Consider the following 13,807-nt stretch of genomic DNA (forward strand, 5'->3'; position numbering starts at 1 on the left):
CCGAGGGCCTGCGTGCGGCCGCGGGCACCGCACCGGTGCCGGTCGTGCTGGTGCTGGACGATGTCAGCGGCACGGATGTGCTGATGATCGCGGAAACCCGCGCGGTGGCGGTGATTCCCCGCGCGGCGGCGACCGGCGACCGCGTGCTGCGCAGCGTGCTGGCCGCCGCCGGTGGCGGCAGCGTGATGCCGCCAGGCATGGTGACACAGCTGCTGGATCACGTGCGGCGCCTGCAGCAGGAGTTGCTGTCACCGGGCGCAGGCCGGTTGACCCCCCGCGAGGTCGACGTCCTGCGCCTGATGGCCGACGGCATGGACACCGCGGAGATCGCGACGCGGCTGTCGTACTCGGAACGCACGGTCAAGAAGGTCTTCTACAGCCTCACGACGAGGCTCAACCTCCGCAACCGCCCCCACGCGGTGGCGTACGCCTTACGGCAGGGCATGATCTAGCGCTCTTTGTGGCGGATGTCCCACGCCGCACCCATCTCGCGGTGCAGGGCATCCGCGCGGGCGCGGGCGGCCGCCGCTTCGCTAGTCTTGCCGGCACTTCCGAGCACCCTCGCCAGGTCCGCGACCGTCTGGGCCAGCTCATACTCGCGGCCGGTGGTCTGGTAGTGGGTGATCACCTCCCACAGCCCGGCCGGGTCGGCGTCCAGCAGGGCTCGGCACCGGCGGGCCGCGGCCGCCGCCCGCGCCGGGGTGGACTCCCGTGCCGCCTCCAGCTCGCAGGCGACCACGGCCGCTTCCGCCGTGACCAGGTCGCCGCGTTCCAGCGCGAGGCGGACGAGGTCCGGCAACCACTGGTGCCGCAACATCATCGAGGCGTTCTTCGTGACGAGGATGGCGCCCAGGGTCGCGATGCCCTCGGCCAGGTTGCCCTTGCGCCACTCCGCCGTCGCCTGGGCGGCCAGCAGGAAGTCACAGTTCTCCCGGTCCGCCGCGGTGACCAGCGGCAGGTTCGTGCCCGCCTCGAGATGGCGCCGCAGTGCCGTGTCGTCGTCGCGGTGGGCGGCGATCAGCGCGGCCACGCCGTGCATCAACAGCTGGGCGCCACCACCTTCCCGCAGGCCGTACCCCGTGAACTCGGGGTCGTCGAGCACCGCGTTGATCTCGGCCAGCGCCTCGTCCCACCGGCCGAGCCAGAAGTAGTGGACCGCGCCCGCGATGTGCAGGCCCGCCACCGGATGGCTGGTGCCCGCGACCGCCATCGCCAGGTCCAGATCGGCCGTTGCCTCGGCGAGCCGGTCGAGGCACTGCAGGGTGAAGATCCTGTTGTCCAGCAACACAAGGCGCAGGTCGGTCAGGCTCAGGTCGGTGCCGACCACCGCGAGCGCCTGGTCGAGGTGCCGCACCGCGGCCAGGTAGTCCCGGCGGACCGCGTCCACCTGCCACAGGATCCCGAGCGCCTGACCGACGGCGAACCCGTCGTGCACCCGCTCCCCCACCTCGATCGCCGCCCTGGCGGTCTCGACGGCCGAGTCCAGCTCCCCCACGCCGGAGCGTTGCACCAGTGCGAGCAGCGAGAGCAGCCGGGCCCGCCACACGTCCGGCAGCACCGGGTCCGCCAGCGCTTCCTCCAGTGTCATCAGGGCTTCCTCCGCACGAGACGCCCGGTACGGGACGTACGCGAGGATCCACCGCAGCTCGGCGGTCCGGTTCGGCTCGGTCAGCGACTGCAGTGCCTGCCGTGCGTTGCGTTCCGCGTCGTCGTCACGGCCGATCCGGAACAGCACGCCCGCGAGCAGGGCCTGGCACGTCACCCGCAGCGCGGTGTCGCGGTCGTCGTCACGGACCGCGCGCCCCAGCAGCTCGACCGCGACCAGTGGGGCCCGGTAGATCAGCACGGGCGTGGCGGTGATCAGCCAGCCCGTGACCCACCTGCGCGCCTCGCCGCCCGCCGCGATCAGTTGCCTGGCAACGTGTTCGACGGGCGCGCCCGCCTCGGCCAGCGCCTTGGCCGCCTGGTTGTGCAGCGCGTCGCGGATGGCGGGCGCGATGCCCTCGTACAGGGCCTGCCGGAGCACGGGATGGCGGAACACGAGCCGGGGCCCGTCGGTCCGGAGCACCCCGGCCGCGATCGCCTCGTCGAACGACGGCACGAGGTCCGAGGCGGGGCTGCCCAGCACGATCGACAGCTCCTCGACCGCCACCCCGCCGCAGTAGAGCAGCGCGGCGGACCGCAGCACCTTACGCGTGATGTCGCTGAGATAGCCGAGCCTGCCGGTGACCGCGGAGACGAGCGACGCGGGCGCCAGGTCGACCCACTCGCGGCCGACCTCGGCTGTGCCCGCCCCGACCGCGACGGCCTGGTCCCGGAGCAGCGTGTGCGTGATCTCGTGGACGTACAACGGGTTCCCACCCGCCCGCGCGGTGACCTCCCGCAGGTAGGGGCCGGGCGGGGCGCCGACCAGGTCGCTGACCATCCTGGCGACGTCGGGCTCGTTCAGTGGCACCAGGTCGACGCTGACCCCGCCGCGAACCGCCGCGTCGAGCCGCAGGCGGTCGACCTCGGTGCGGTGCGGCACCGGCCGGGTCGCGCCGATCAGCAGCAGCGGGCGCCTGCCGGTCTCCTCCGCCAGCCGGTGCCACACGAGCATGCTCGCCTCGTCGGCCCAGTGCAGGTCGTCGAGCGCCAGTACGAGCGGCCCGTCCGCGCACAGCGTCTTGACGAGGGTGAGGAGCTCGTCGATCAGGGCCACGACGGGATCGCCACCCGCGAGCATCGGCTGCGCGGCGCGATCGCGCAGGGTGGTCGCGACGGTCGCACGGCGCGGGTCGGGTGAGTCGGTGTCCACACCGAGCGCGTCGAGCACGAGGCGCAGCGGGAACCGCTGGCCCAGCTCGTCCGCCGCCGCGTGCGCGATCTGGCAACCCGCGGACTCGGCCCACGCGAGCGCCGTGGCGACCAGCGCCGACTTGCCGATGCCCATCTCCCCTTCGAGCCACAGGCATCGCCCGGCCCCGGCGGCGACGTCGTCCACCAGCGCGCGTACCCGCGCCAGCTCGGGCTCGCGGCCGACCAGGCCGGGCGCCACCCGCGTGGTCTCCCTCCGTGGCGCGGGCACCCGGACGGGGGCGGACGCGGTCTCGCCGGCCAGAATCTGGTCGTGCATGCGCCGCAGGGACAGGCTCGGCTCGATGCCCAGCTCGTCGACCAGCACCTGCCGCGCCTCCCGGTAGGTGGCGAGCGCCTCGGCGTTGCGGCCGGACTGGTGCAGGGCCAGCATCAGCAGCTCACGCGGCCGCTCACGCAGCGGATGCTCCCGGACGAACGTGGCGAGCTCCGCGACCATGTCGTCGTGCCGCCCGGCCGCGAGCCCCGCCTCGGCATGCAGCTCGACCGTCGCGGCGCGCAGCTCGCCCAGCCGCACCCGCTCCGCCTCCGCGAAGGGCCCCGCGATCCCGGACAGCGCCTCGCCGTGCCAGAGGCCGAGTGCGTCGTCGACCAGTCGCAGTGCGCCGCCCGCGTCCGTGTCGAGCAGCTGTTTGGCCCGCTCCCGGAGGCGGTTGAACTCGGCGACGTCCACGCCGTCGACCCGCAGCCGGTAGCCCGAGCCGACGGACCTGAGCAACGTCGCCGCCGCCCGCCGCGCCCGTTCCGGTTCGAGTGACTTGCGAAGCGTCGAGATGTAGGTGTGCAGGCTGCCCGCCGCGGTCGCCGGAGCGCCCGCACCCCACACGCCGTCGATCAGCTCGTCGCGCGACACCACCGAGTTGTGGCGCGTGGCCAGCATGGCGAACACCGCCCGCGGCCGCGAGGAGCCCAGTGCGACCTCGCGGGCTCCTGACCAGGCACGAATCGGACCGAGCAGCTCGACACGCAGCTCCGGCATGCTCCCTCTCCCACTAGCGGTTCCGTCCAGGACCGGGCAGACACGGATAACCAGGGGGTGTGCACAGCATGTAGTGAGTGTGATGCCACGGAGGGTTGTCGCGCTACGACCGGTAAACGATACGGTCGTCCAAATGTGTGCTCCCCCGCATTGACAACACGAAAACGCGACTCGGTATGTCCCGACGCGGGACTCGCGGTGTTTGAAAGCGGGACTCGCGGTCTTGGCGGGGTCAGCAGCGTCGTAGGGGTAGGGCCGTGGACGGTGTTCCGGTGTGCTCGCCCTCGACCTGGGTGGCGATCTGGCGGCCGATGTCGCGCAGGCCGGTCACCTGGTCGGGGCTGAGCGCGTCGAACACGTACCGCCGGACCGCCGCCACGTGGCCGGGGGCGGCCTTCTCGACCACCGCCATGCCCGCGTCGGTGAGGGTCGCCTCGATGTAGCGGCCGTTCTTCGCGCTGGGCTCCCGTGTCAGCCAGCCGCGCTGCTCCAGGCGTTTGGCCACGTTGGACAGCCGGGTCATCGAACCGTTCGCGTGCTGGGCCAGGTCACTCATCCGCAGGCAGCGGTCGGGAGACATGGACAACGCGGCGAGCACCAGGTACTCGAAGAAGGAGATGCCGCTGTCGCGTTGCAGCTGAGCGTCGATCTCGCCCGGCAGCTTCACCATCAGCCAGGACAGGGAGATCCAGGCGTCGCGCTCGTCCGGCGACAGCCACCGGGGTTCACCCTGGCCCTCCATGCGGGGGATCCTACCCATCCGGGCAGGCCGGACCACTCACGCTCACCCGGCGGGCACCAGGGAACGGAGCTCGTCGAGCATCTCGATCTGCACGGGAATCTCGTCGGCCGGCGGGAACGCGAACAGAACCCCGTCGAACCCACGGTTCCGCAGCTGCTCGATGTCGTCGGCGAGCTGCCGCGGGGAGCCGGCGAGGAACGGCCGGTCGCCGCTGATCGGCTTGGGCCGCATGGCGTGGTTGGTCTGTGCCGTCACGGTGAGCGCGGCCGGGTTGCGCCCGAGGCGTTCGGCGGCCGTCCGGAAGCGCTCGGCCTGTGCGGTCACCGTGTCCAGGGCCCAGGTCAGCGGCGTGATGCCGTCGGCGATCCTGGCGGCCCGGTCGATGCCGCCGTCGGTGTTCGCGCCGATGAGGACCGGGATGTCGCCGCGAACCGGCTTCGGGTTGATCTCGGCGGGCTCGATCGAGTAGAAGCGGCCCGCGTACGCCACGGGGTCAGGTCCCCAGCAGGCCCGTATCGCCGCGATGACGTCGTCGAAGCCCGCGCCGCGCCGCTTCATGGGCACGCCGGCGGTCGCGAACTCCTGGGGCATCCAGCCCTGCCCGAACCCGGCGATCGCCCGCCCGCCGCTGAGCTGGTCGAGGGTGGCGTACCTGCGGGCCAGCACGACCGGCGCGTGGAACAGCGGGTTGACGATGTTGGTGCCCAGCGCGATGCGACTGGTGAGCGCGGCCACGTGACTCAGCGTCTCCAGTGGCTCGAAGGTGGTGTGGTAGATCTCGGAGAGGCGTTCCAGGTTGCCGTCCGGGCCGGGGAGCAGCGGCGCCATCGGGCGCAACAGTCGTTCGTAGGTCCACAACGAGTCGTAGCCGAGTCTCTCGGCGGCCTGCGCGATGGTCGTGATGGTCGCCGGTGACGCGTGGACTCCGGACACGGGCAGCATGATGCCGAGCTTCACAGCCACTCTCCTGCGGTACGACGGGGACGTGCGGTACCGAGCGTAGACTCACTTCAATCTTGAAATCAATGTTGAAGTTATAGGCGAGATACCGGCGTCAGCTGAGGACGGTGTGTTCGATCCAGTCGGCCCGGTCGTCCTCCGTGGAGCTGCGGTACGAGCGGGTGTCGACGTTGTCCGCGCGCGGCTCGTGGACCGGGATGCCCGCCGCGCGCAGGGCCCTCGTGGTGAAGTGGCCGCCGCGGGCGTCGTCGGAGACCAGGTGCACCCCGCCGTCCACGCGGTGCAGCTTCGCCTCCTTGACGTACCACTCGCAGGACCACGGCGGGGTGTAGAGAGGTCGTTGAACGCGGCGAAGCGGGCCGCCAGCGCGCGCAGTGGGTCCGGGCCGTACCTCGGGTAGCCGTCGGCGGCGATGGCCAGGTACATGGACCACACGAAGACCGCCCCGTAGCGTTGTTCGAAGCGGCGGTAGAAGTCCATGTCGTACCACAGGCCCCGGCTGATCCACATGAGACGGACGCGTTCGTCGTCGCACACGACCGCGCCGTCCTCGACGCGCCGCGACACCTCGTCGTGGAACCGGCGCGCGGCGTCGCGGGCCCACTCGGTGCCGCGGTGCCACTGTGGGATCAGGCGGCGGTGGCGGCTGTACCGCCACGCCGAACGGCAGCGGCAACGAGTGGGGGGTCACCATCCAACACAACGGGAACTGGAACTGGCCGTCGGTCTCCTGTAGTTCGGGCTGACGGGAACCGACCGGGTCGCACCGCGAGCCAGCGGCGCGACCCGGTCGGTGAGGCCGCCACCGCCCACTCCCCCGGCGATCATTCGGCTGTGGGACAACGCCAGGGCCGAGTTCGCGCCTGGCGTGCGGACCGGATCTCGATGTGCACGAAAACGCAGTTCGATATGCCTGAACGCGGGACTCGCTATGTTCTGGTGCGGGACTCGCGACGGGCGGTTAGCGGTATGGCCTGGTTCCGTGGCTCAGACACTGATGTGCATGCCGGCGACGTACCACAGGCCGTCCTTTCGCTGCACCTCCAGTGACAGCTGGAACGAGTCGGTGTCGCCGGACGAACCGATGAGCTCGATCTCGCGAAGCGACTTGTCGCCGACCCTGATCGAGGTGTCCGGCACCGTCGCGGTGTCGCCCTGGGCGTCGACGTCGTCCACCTTCACCTCCGCGTCGGGCGGCAGGGCGACTCCTGGCTTCACCCAGGCCTCGTGCAGCTGTGTCGCGGCCTCGATGCCACTGCCGCCACTCGCACACACCGTCTCGGCGTCCTGGCCGGTCTCGTCGGCCGCCACCGTCGCGCTCAGCCAGCAGGCCTCGGTGTACTCCTCCAACATGATGTGCGTGACCCAGACGGCCACCGCGTCGGCCGACGAGTCGGCGCCGGCTGGCCGGCTCGCGTCGCCGGACGACGTCGGCTCGGTGCTGACCGAAGTGGACTCGGCCGGCCCGGCGTCACCGCTGCGCGCGGCGAGCTTCGACTGGCAGGCGCTCACCGTCACCGCCAGCGTGACCACGACCGCGGTCGCCCAACCCCACTGCGGCACACGCTTCTTCCGCGCGGCCATGCCCCCGATGGTCCCCATGCGAATTCCCCTTTGTTCATGGTTGCTCTACCGGGGTGACGCGGCGCCGACCGCCGCGGGTTCACCCGGCACGAGAACAGCCGGCTGGCCGCCTCCGCACCGCCCGATCCGTCCGCGCGCGGCGGAGTGACGAAACCCCGAGAGAGCGCTCTCCACAGATAGGTCGATTTGCGCTACAGTCCAGTCACCCTCAGTGCTTGACGACGAGGTCATGCGGAGTGGCGGAGGTGAAGGGCGCGTGACTCTCCCCGCGAACCGGGTCGTGGCCGCGGCCGCGCTGGGCCGCGCCGTGCTGCTCGGCCGGGCCGCGCTCACCCTGACGGCCGCCGGTGTCGGGTTGCGGGTGCTTCCCGATCCGAGGACGGCGCTCGCCGTTCTCGTGATCGTCGTGGTCGCCACGGCCACCGGGCTCGTGGTCCTCGGCCGCCGGCCCGAGGTGGTGCGGCATCCGGTGCCCGTGATCGTGGTGGACTCGGTCGTCGTGCTGGGCGTCCTGGTCGCCTGCCGGGGCGGTGTGCCCTTCTTCTGCTTCGCGGCGGGAGCCTGCGCGCTCGGTGGGGTGCTGCTCGGCATGCGCGGGCTGGTGCTCTGGGCGCCGCACGCCGCGCTCGGGTACTCGGTCGCCGGTCACCTGCTCCAGACCAGCACCCCCAGCCCGCACATCGCGGTGTTCACGCTGGCCTTCCCGCCGATGGACATCCTTGCCGGGATCGCGGCCGCGGTCGCCGCCGGCGCCCTCGTGCGGTACGTCGCCCTCTCCGTGGACGTGGTCGCCTCGGCCCAGCGTTCGGCGGCCGCCTCGGAGCGGGCCCGGCTGGCCCGCGAACTGCACGACTCGGTCAGCAAGACCCTGCGTGGCGTCTCGTTCGCCGCGCTCGCGCTGCCGTCCTCGTTGCGCAGACAGCCCGAGCTCGCCGAGCAGTTGGCGAGCACGGTGTCCCAGGGGGCCATGGCCGCCGCCCGGGAGGCACGCGAGCTGCTGACCGGGCTTCGGCTGGACACCCCTGACCAGGACTTCGTGACCACGCTGCGGCGAATGTGCGAGCGCTGCGGCGAGCTGTCCGGGACCGCGGTGAGCCTGGCCGCCGTACCGGTGGACCCGCCGGCCGGCGTGCGCTACGAGCTGAGCCGCATCCTCGACGAGGCCCTGCGCAACGCCGTGGGGCACGGCCGACCCGAGCGGATCACGGTCACCCTCACCCAGACCGATCGCCTCCGCCTGCGGGTGCACGACGACGGCAACGGCTTCCGCGTACCCGGTGATCTCTCCGTGCTCGCCACCGGGAACCACTACGGCATCGTGGGCATGGCCGAACGTGCCCGCAACGCCGGCGGCGTGCTGGAGGTGACGTCGGAACCCGGCCACGGCACGACCGTCGAGGTGTCGGTGCCCGTCGCCCGGCCGGCCCGGATGGCGTCATGATCGACGTGCTGGTCGTCGACGACAACCCGATCGTGCGGGCGGCGCTGCGTGGCTTTCTCGACGGCACCGAGTCCGTGCGGGTCGCGGCCGAAGCCGGGGACGGGCGGCAGGCGCTGGCCTTCGCACGGCGGCTGCGCCCCGCCGTGACCCTGTTGGACCACCGCATGCCGATCGCGGACGGACTGTCGGTGCTCGGCGAGCTGTGCCGGTACACCGCTGTGCTCGTGCTGACCAGTGACGCGGATCCCGGCCTCGTGGGCGGCATGCTGCGTGGTGGCGCACGCGGCTACCTGGTGCACGGCGAGTTCGGGCCCGACGAGCTGCTGCGGGCGGTGCTCGCGGTCGCTCGTGGTCAGAGTTGGCTCTCCGCTCCGGCGGCCGCCGTCGCCGTGGCCGCCGTGCGCGAGCAGGCGGATCGTGAACGGGCAGCGGACGAACAGCTGGAACGGCAACGACAGCACCGGGTCCGGTTGGGACTGACGCGGCGTGAGGAGGACGTCCTCGGGCTGGTGGCGGAAGGACTGTCCAACGCGGCCATCGCGCGCCGGCTGGTGGTCACCGAGAAGACGGTGAAGAACCACCTGCACCACGCCTTCGCGAAGCTGCGGGTGGGCAACCGCACCGAGGCCGTCCTGCGCTGGACGAGCAAGCGGTAGGCCCGGTGGACCAGGACGTGCCGGAGGGTGCCGGCGCCGCGGACCGCCGGGTGCTGCTGCGGCGTCTGGGATGGACAGCGCTCGCCGTCGGCGTCGCGGCGACGGCGGTGCTCGTGTCGCCGCTGGTCGTCCCGCTCCCGGGGCCCGCGCCGGTGACCCCACCACCTTCGTCGGCCGGCCCCTCCTCCGTCGTCAGTCCGCCGGTCGTCACCTCACCCGTGCTGGTCGTACCACCCGTTGTCACCCTGACGGCCGCCGCCCCGCCCGGTGCGCCACCGCCACCGTCACCGCCGGCCCCGGCGACGTCCTCCCGGCCGGTCGCGTTCCAGAGCATCACCGTGCACGCGGCCGATCCGGCGAACATCCGCACCGGCGCACGCGTCATCGAGTGCGCGAGCTGTCGCGGTGGCAGCCGGGTGGGTTACATCGGCGGTCCGAACATCCTCGCCATCCGCGTCGCCGGGGTGCCCACGGCCGGGACCCGCACCCTGACGATCGTCTACGAGACGGAGGAGCCGAGGACGCTCAAGGTCGCGGTGAACGACGCCACCGCGCAGACCAGGCTGCTGTCCGGTGCGGCGAGCCTGCTGATCCCGGCGACCACGTCGGTCGAGGTGTTCGTGCCCGCCGGGGACAGCTGGATCAGGTTCTTCAACGACACCGGCGACGCGCCGGACATCAACGAGATCGTACTGAGCTGAACGCCGGCGCTCAGAACTCACCGGCGGTGTTGCACTGCACCACCTGGACGACGCAGTCCTTCACCCGGTGTCCCAACGCGTCCTCGTCCCATGCGGCGAACACGTCACCGTGCATGGACGAGGCCATTCCCGACGCCAGCCGGAAGCCGTCCACGCTGCCACTGGTCGGGTAGGAGATGGAGAAGGTGACCGCCGGGATGGGCACCGGGAACTGGTCGGTGCACCGACCGCCCACACCGAACGCGACGTGGCTCCGGTGGTCCGGGCTGTCCAGGTGCTGGCCGTCCCAGCAGTCGGGGAAGCGCATCGTGAAGTGCAACGTGCCACCGTCACACACCGGCCAGTTGCCGTCCCGGCTGCGGCTCGCCCCGTCCAGCGGACCACCCGCGCAGTAGAACTGGTTGACCGCGCCGACCGGGGTCGGCACCTGGCGCATCGCGTCCCCCACGATCATCCGCAGCCCCTGGGGCATCGGGACGGTCTTCGACTTGTCGCTGAGCAGCGATCCGTAGTAGACCACCACCTGCCTCGGCTGCACGGGCTGGTCGTGCTCGTAGAGCGTGGGGATCCAGTACGCGGAATGGTCCTGCACCGGCTGGCAGCTCGACGCGGTGAAGCGCATCAGGTCGTCGAACGTCGTATTCCCATTGGTGCGGTCATTGCCGATGAACGAGTGCATGTGCGACGCCCCGGGCTGCCCGGGAAACACGATCGGGTCGTCCGGCGCGGAATGGCCGTAGACGCAGGTGGCGTTGAACTCGGCGTTCCGGTTCGCGTTGGGCGGCACGGTCCTGGGCGTCATCGCCCGGAATGCGGCCAGCTGCGCGTTCCACTTCGCCTGGTCGACCGGGATCCACGTGCCGGCCGCCATCATCATCCCGCCATGCTGTTGCACAGCCGGCGGAACCGCCGCCGAACCGCCCTTCGGCATCATCACCGCCCCGACGACCGCCACCACCGCGGCGACAACGACCAGTCCCAGCCGACCAGCAGGGGCCACGCTGCCGACCGACCTCGCGGCCCGATCCGGAGTTCTCCTGTCACCCGACACAGCTTTTCTCCTTCACTCGCTGGAAAAACGGCACTCCCCAGCCGTAAGATAGGCCGCCGCACCACGCGAGTCGTGAGCCGAAAGTCCCAGGCGCCGCACCGCCGGGGCCCAATTCGGCGGCCGATCGTGTCCTTGTGGGACAGTAAAGCGGACTATCTCCGGACCAGCCGGGCCGCGTCCTGGCTGGGTGAGGTGCCGAACTGGCGGCGGTACTCGCGGCTGAACTGTGACGGGCTCTCGTAGCCGACGCGACTGGCGACGCCCGTGACGTCGTTGGGGCGTGAGGAAAGCAGGAGCCGGGCCTCCTGCAGGCGGATCTGCTTCTGGAACTGGATCGGGCTCATCGCGGTGACGGTCTGGAAGTTGCGGTAGAGGGTGGACGGGCTCATCGCGGACATCCGGGCGAGGTCCTCGACGCGGAAGGACTCCGCGTAGTGGTCCCGGATCCACCGCACCGCCCTGGCGACGTGGGTCAGGCCGCTGTCCGCGAGGCCGAGCTGGCGGACGGTCGCGCCGTGTTCGGAGACGATGAGGCGCCAGAGGATCTCCTGTTTGACCAGCGGCGCGAGCACCGCGCGATCGCGCGGCCGGTCGAGCAGGCGGACCAGCCTGATCGCCGCGTCGATCAGCTCGGCGGGCGCGACGCTGACGGCCATGCCGGACGGCGTGCCGCCGCCGGCGGGCACGTCACCGGGCGCGGCCCGCAGCAGCAGTTCGGCGACCTCGGCCGGGTTCAGGACCAGGCCGAGGCCGATCGACGGTCGGTCGGGGCTGGCTTCGGTGAAGTGGCCGATGATCGGCATGTCGACCGAGGCGACCAGGTACTGCCCGGCGCGGTACTCGTAGACGCGGTCGCCCAGTGCGATCCGCTTCGCGCCCTGCGCGACCAACGCGAACACGGTGCCCGACATCTCCGGCGACGGTGCCGTCGACTCCTCGACCCGCGAGATCAGGACGCCGTCGATGGCGGTCGTCGAGTCGGGCCGGGCGTGCCGGTCGAGCAGGGTGCGTAGCTCGTCGAGGTCCACGGCCTGAGTGAAGCATGAACCAATGCTCGCCGCAACGAGAGAATCAGGCAAGAGGTCCGGAGGATCGTTCTATCGTTTTCGCAGGTAAGGATGCTCTGATGGAGACAGTCAAGTTCCCGACAACGTCTACAGGAGAGAATCTGATGATCGCCAACCACGGCTTCCACGCCACCATGACCGCGCGGCCCGGCAAGGGTGACGCGGTGGTCGAGATGCTGCTCGGCGCGCCGTCGCTGGCGCACGAGGACTGCGTCGTCTTCCTGGTCGGCCGCTCGGCGAGCGACCCGGACGTCGTTCACGTCACCGAGGGCTGGGTCAGCGAGGAGGCCCACAGCCGGTTCTTCGCGACCGCGCCGGCCCAGGCGCTGGTCGCGGGCCTGGAGCCGCTGCTCGCCGGCGACTCACGGTACAGCGACGAGGTGCCCGTCGGCGGCAAGGCCACCTTCTGACCAACCCCCGTCACCCGGGAAAGGACCCCACCATGGCACTGCCCCGCCCCCAGCTCGACCCCGAGCTGCACACCCTGCTCGCCGACCTGCCGCTACAGGCCGACCTCGACCTCGAGACGCTCGCCCAGCTCCGCCCGTACTCCGCCGGGCCGATCGACGCCCTCCTCCACGGCCGCGCCATCGACCGCGAGGACGTCACCGCCCCCGCCCTGGACGGCACGCGGATCCCGCTCTCGGTCTTCCGTCCCGCCGGGGCCGGCCGTGCCCCGGCCCCGGGGGTCTACTGGATCCACGGCGGCGGCATGGTCATGGGAGATCGCTTCTCCCAGATCGACATCCCCTTCGAGTGGCTCGACGCGTTCGGCGCCGTCGTCGTCACCGTCGACCACCGGCTGGCGCCGGAGGCCACCGGCACGACCCCGGTCGACGACTGCTACCAGGGACTCCTGTGGACGGTCGAGCACGCCGACGAGCTGGGCATCGACCCCACCCGCGTCATCGTCGCCGGCACCAGCGCCGGCGGCGGCCTCGCCGCGGGCGTCACCCTGATGGCCCGCGACCGCGGCACCCCGGCGATCGCCGGCCAGGTGCTGATCTGCCCGATGCTCGACCACCGCAACGACACCACCGCCAGCCGGCAGTACTCCGGCGAGCCGGGCGTCTGGACCCGGGAGATGAACGAGTTCGGCTGGCGGTCGGTGCTCGGCGGCGCGGCCGACGTGCCCGCCTATGTCTCCCCCGCGCTGGCCGGCGACCTGTCGGGCCTGCCGACCACCTACGTCGACGCCGGCACCGCCGAGGTCTTCCGCGACGAGGACGTCGACTACGCCAGCAGGATCTGGGCGGCGGGTGGCCAGGCCGAGCTACACGTGTGGGCCGGCGGCTTCCACGGGTTCGACGCACTGTACCCACAGGCACAGCTCTCGACCGAGGCACGCCGCACCCGCACGGACTGGCTCACCCGGATCCTGTCGACACCGCACCCGTGACGCCGGCGCGGAGGTGGGCATCCGTCCTTTTCGGACTCGTCGAGGGTCGTGCCGCGCGGGCGGGAGTCCGCACGGCACGACCCTCGTGAGCTGGGCGCGACCGGCTCGCGGGGTGCACGGTCGGCAGCACACGGTCCGCTTGACGGACAACTGACCGTTACCGAGACCAGGGATTTTTGGTTGAACCCTTGACTTCGGACGCCGCGCGACACATTGTGACTTCGTCCTCGTCCGCCTTGCGGACGATCGTCCGAAACTACAGAACAGCGGCGGGTACTCCCGGTGGACACCCCCACCGACCGTGTCCGCGGTCCACCGAACGCCAGCCCTGTCCAGTTGCGACCCGAAGTCGTCTCGACCCGGTGCCGCGA

The 13,807-nt window shown here is 71.5% G+C and carries 13 protein-coding genes and 1 pseudogene; 6 read left to right on the top strand and 8 right to left on the bottom strand.

Translation table 11 applies throughout. From position 1 onward, the window contains the following. Positions 1-452: helix-turn-helix transcriptional regulator (locus VET29_RS30070; protein ID WP_324926656.1), on the top strand; the 452-nt coding region annotated here is incomplete at its 5' end. Here the strand turns inward: VET29_RS30070 and VET29_RS30075 are convergent. The 6 genes and pseudogenes from VET29_RS30075 to VET29_RS30100 all read right to left on the bottom strand — a co-directional run bounded on the left by VET29_RS30075 (position 449) and on the right by VET29_RS30100 (position 7,139). After that, positions 449-3,835: a BTAD domain-containing putative transcriptional regulator gene (locus tag VET29_RS30075; RefSeq protein WP_324926658.1), complete on the bottom strand. Its 3,387-nt coding sequence runs from the start codon at positions 3,833-3,835 to the stop codon at positions 449-451. The two genes, VET29_RS30070 and VET29_RS30075, sit on opposite strands and share 4 nt — an antisense overlap. Positions 3,836-4,067: 232 nt before the next feature. Then, positions 4,068-4,577 (bottom strand): MarR family winged helix-turn-helix transcriptional regulator, encoded by a 510-nt coding sequence (locus VET29_RS30080; RefSeq protein ID WP_324926660.1) that lies wholly within the window; start codon positions 4,575-4,577, stop codon positions 4,068-4,070. Between the two features lie 42 nt (positions 4,578-4,619). Continuing rightward, a complete protein-coding gene (locus VET29_RS30085) occupies positions 4,620-5,534 on the bottom strand; it encodes a TIGR03619 family F420-dependent LLM class oxidoreductase (RefSeq protein WP_324926662.1) in 915 nt (304 codons plus the stop codon). Between the two features lie 97 nt (positions 5,535-5,631). Continuing rightward, positions 5,632-5,814: a hypothetical protein gene (locus VET29_RS30090; RefSeq protein WP_324926716.1), complete on the bottom strand. Its 183-nt coding sequence runs from the start codon at positions 5,812-5,814 to the stop codon at positions 5,632-5,634. A 128-nt stretch (positions 5,815-5,942) separates the two neighbouring features. Continuing rightward, positions 5,943-6,104: pseudogene (locus tag VET29_RS30095) on the bottom strand (2-hydroxyacyl-CoA dehydratase); the annotation flags it as partial. A gap of 420 nt (positions 6,105-6,524) precedes the next feature. Next, the gene (locus VET29_RS30100) at positions 6,525-7,139 is read right to left on the bottom strand and encodes a hypothetical protein (RefSeq protein WP_324926664.1); all 615 of its coding nucleotides are present in this window, start codon (positions 7,137-7,139) and stop codon (positions 6,525-6,527) included. Between the two features lie 238 nt (positions 7,140-7,377). On the opposite strand from VET29_RS30100, the gene VET29_RS30105 reads away from it, so the two are divergent. The 3 genes from VET29_RS30105 to VET29_RS30115 are packed head-to-tail and all read left to right on the top strand — an operon-like array spanning position 7,378 to position 9,919. Then, entirely contained in the window at positions 7,378-8,562 is a 1,185-nt protein-coding gene (locus VET29_RS30105) for a sensor histidine kinase (RefSeq protein ID WP_324926666.1), read from the top strand. Further along, complete coding sequence (locus VET29_RS30110) at positions 8,559-9,218, top strand: response regulator transcription factor (RefSeq protein ID WP_324926668.1); 660 nt, start codon at positions 8,559-8,561, stop codon at positions 9,216-9,218. The genes VET29_RS30105 and VET29_RS30110 overlap by 4 nt, the downstream gene beginning before the upstream one ends. A 5-nt stretch (positions 9,219-9,223) precedes the next feature. Further along, a complete protein-coding gene (locus VET29_RS30115) occupies positions 9,224-9,919 on the top strand; it encodes a hypothetical protein (RefSeq protein WP_324926670.1) in 696 nt (231 codons plus the stop codon). A gap of 10 nt (positions 9,920-9,929) precedes the next feature. Here VET29_RS30115 and VET29_RS30120 read toward each other — a convergent pair whose 3' ends face one another. Both VET29_RS30120 and VET29_RS30125 read right to left on the bottom strand, forming a co-directional pair. Further along, positions 9,930-10,919, bottom strand: coding sequence for a DUF1996 domain-containing protein (locus VET29_RS30120; RefSeq protein WP_324926671.1), 990 nt, complete (start codon positions 10,917-10,919; stop codon positions 9,930-9,932). Positions 10,920-11,122: 203 nt separating this feature from the next. Then, a complete protein-coding gene (locus VET29_RS30125; protein WP_324926673.1) occupies positions 11,123-11,998 on the bottom strand; it encodes an AraC family transcriptional regulator in 876 nt (291 codons plus the stop codon). A 143-nt stretch (positions 11,999-12,141) separates the two neighbouring features. Here VET29_RS30125 and VET29_RS30130 point away from each other — a divergent pair, with 143 nt between their 5' ends. Both VET29_RS30130 and VET29_RS30135 read left to right on the top strand, forming a co-directional pair. Then, a complete protein-coding gene (locus VET29_RS30130; protein WP_324926675.1) occupies positions 12,142-12,447 on the top strand; it encodes a putative quinol monooxygenase in 306 nt (101 codons plus the stop codon). Positions 12,448-12,479: 32 nt separating this feature from the next. Then, positions 12,480-13,436 carry an alpha/beta hydrolase gene (locus VET29_RS30135; RefSeq protein WP_324926677.1) on the top strand — a complete coding sequence of 319 codons (957 nt, stop codon included), beginning with the start codon at positions 12,480-12,482 and terminating at the stop codon, positions 13,434-13,436. Positions 13,437-13,807: the final 371 nt, after the last annotated feature.

It is taken from the genome of Actinophytocola sp., from assembly GCF_035634895.1.
Taxonomy (GTDB): Bacteria; Actinomycetota; Actinomycetes; order Mycobacteriales; family Pseudonocardiaceae; genus Actinophytocola.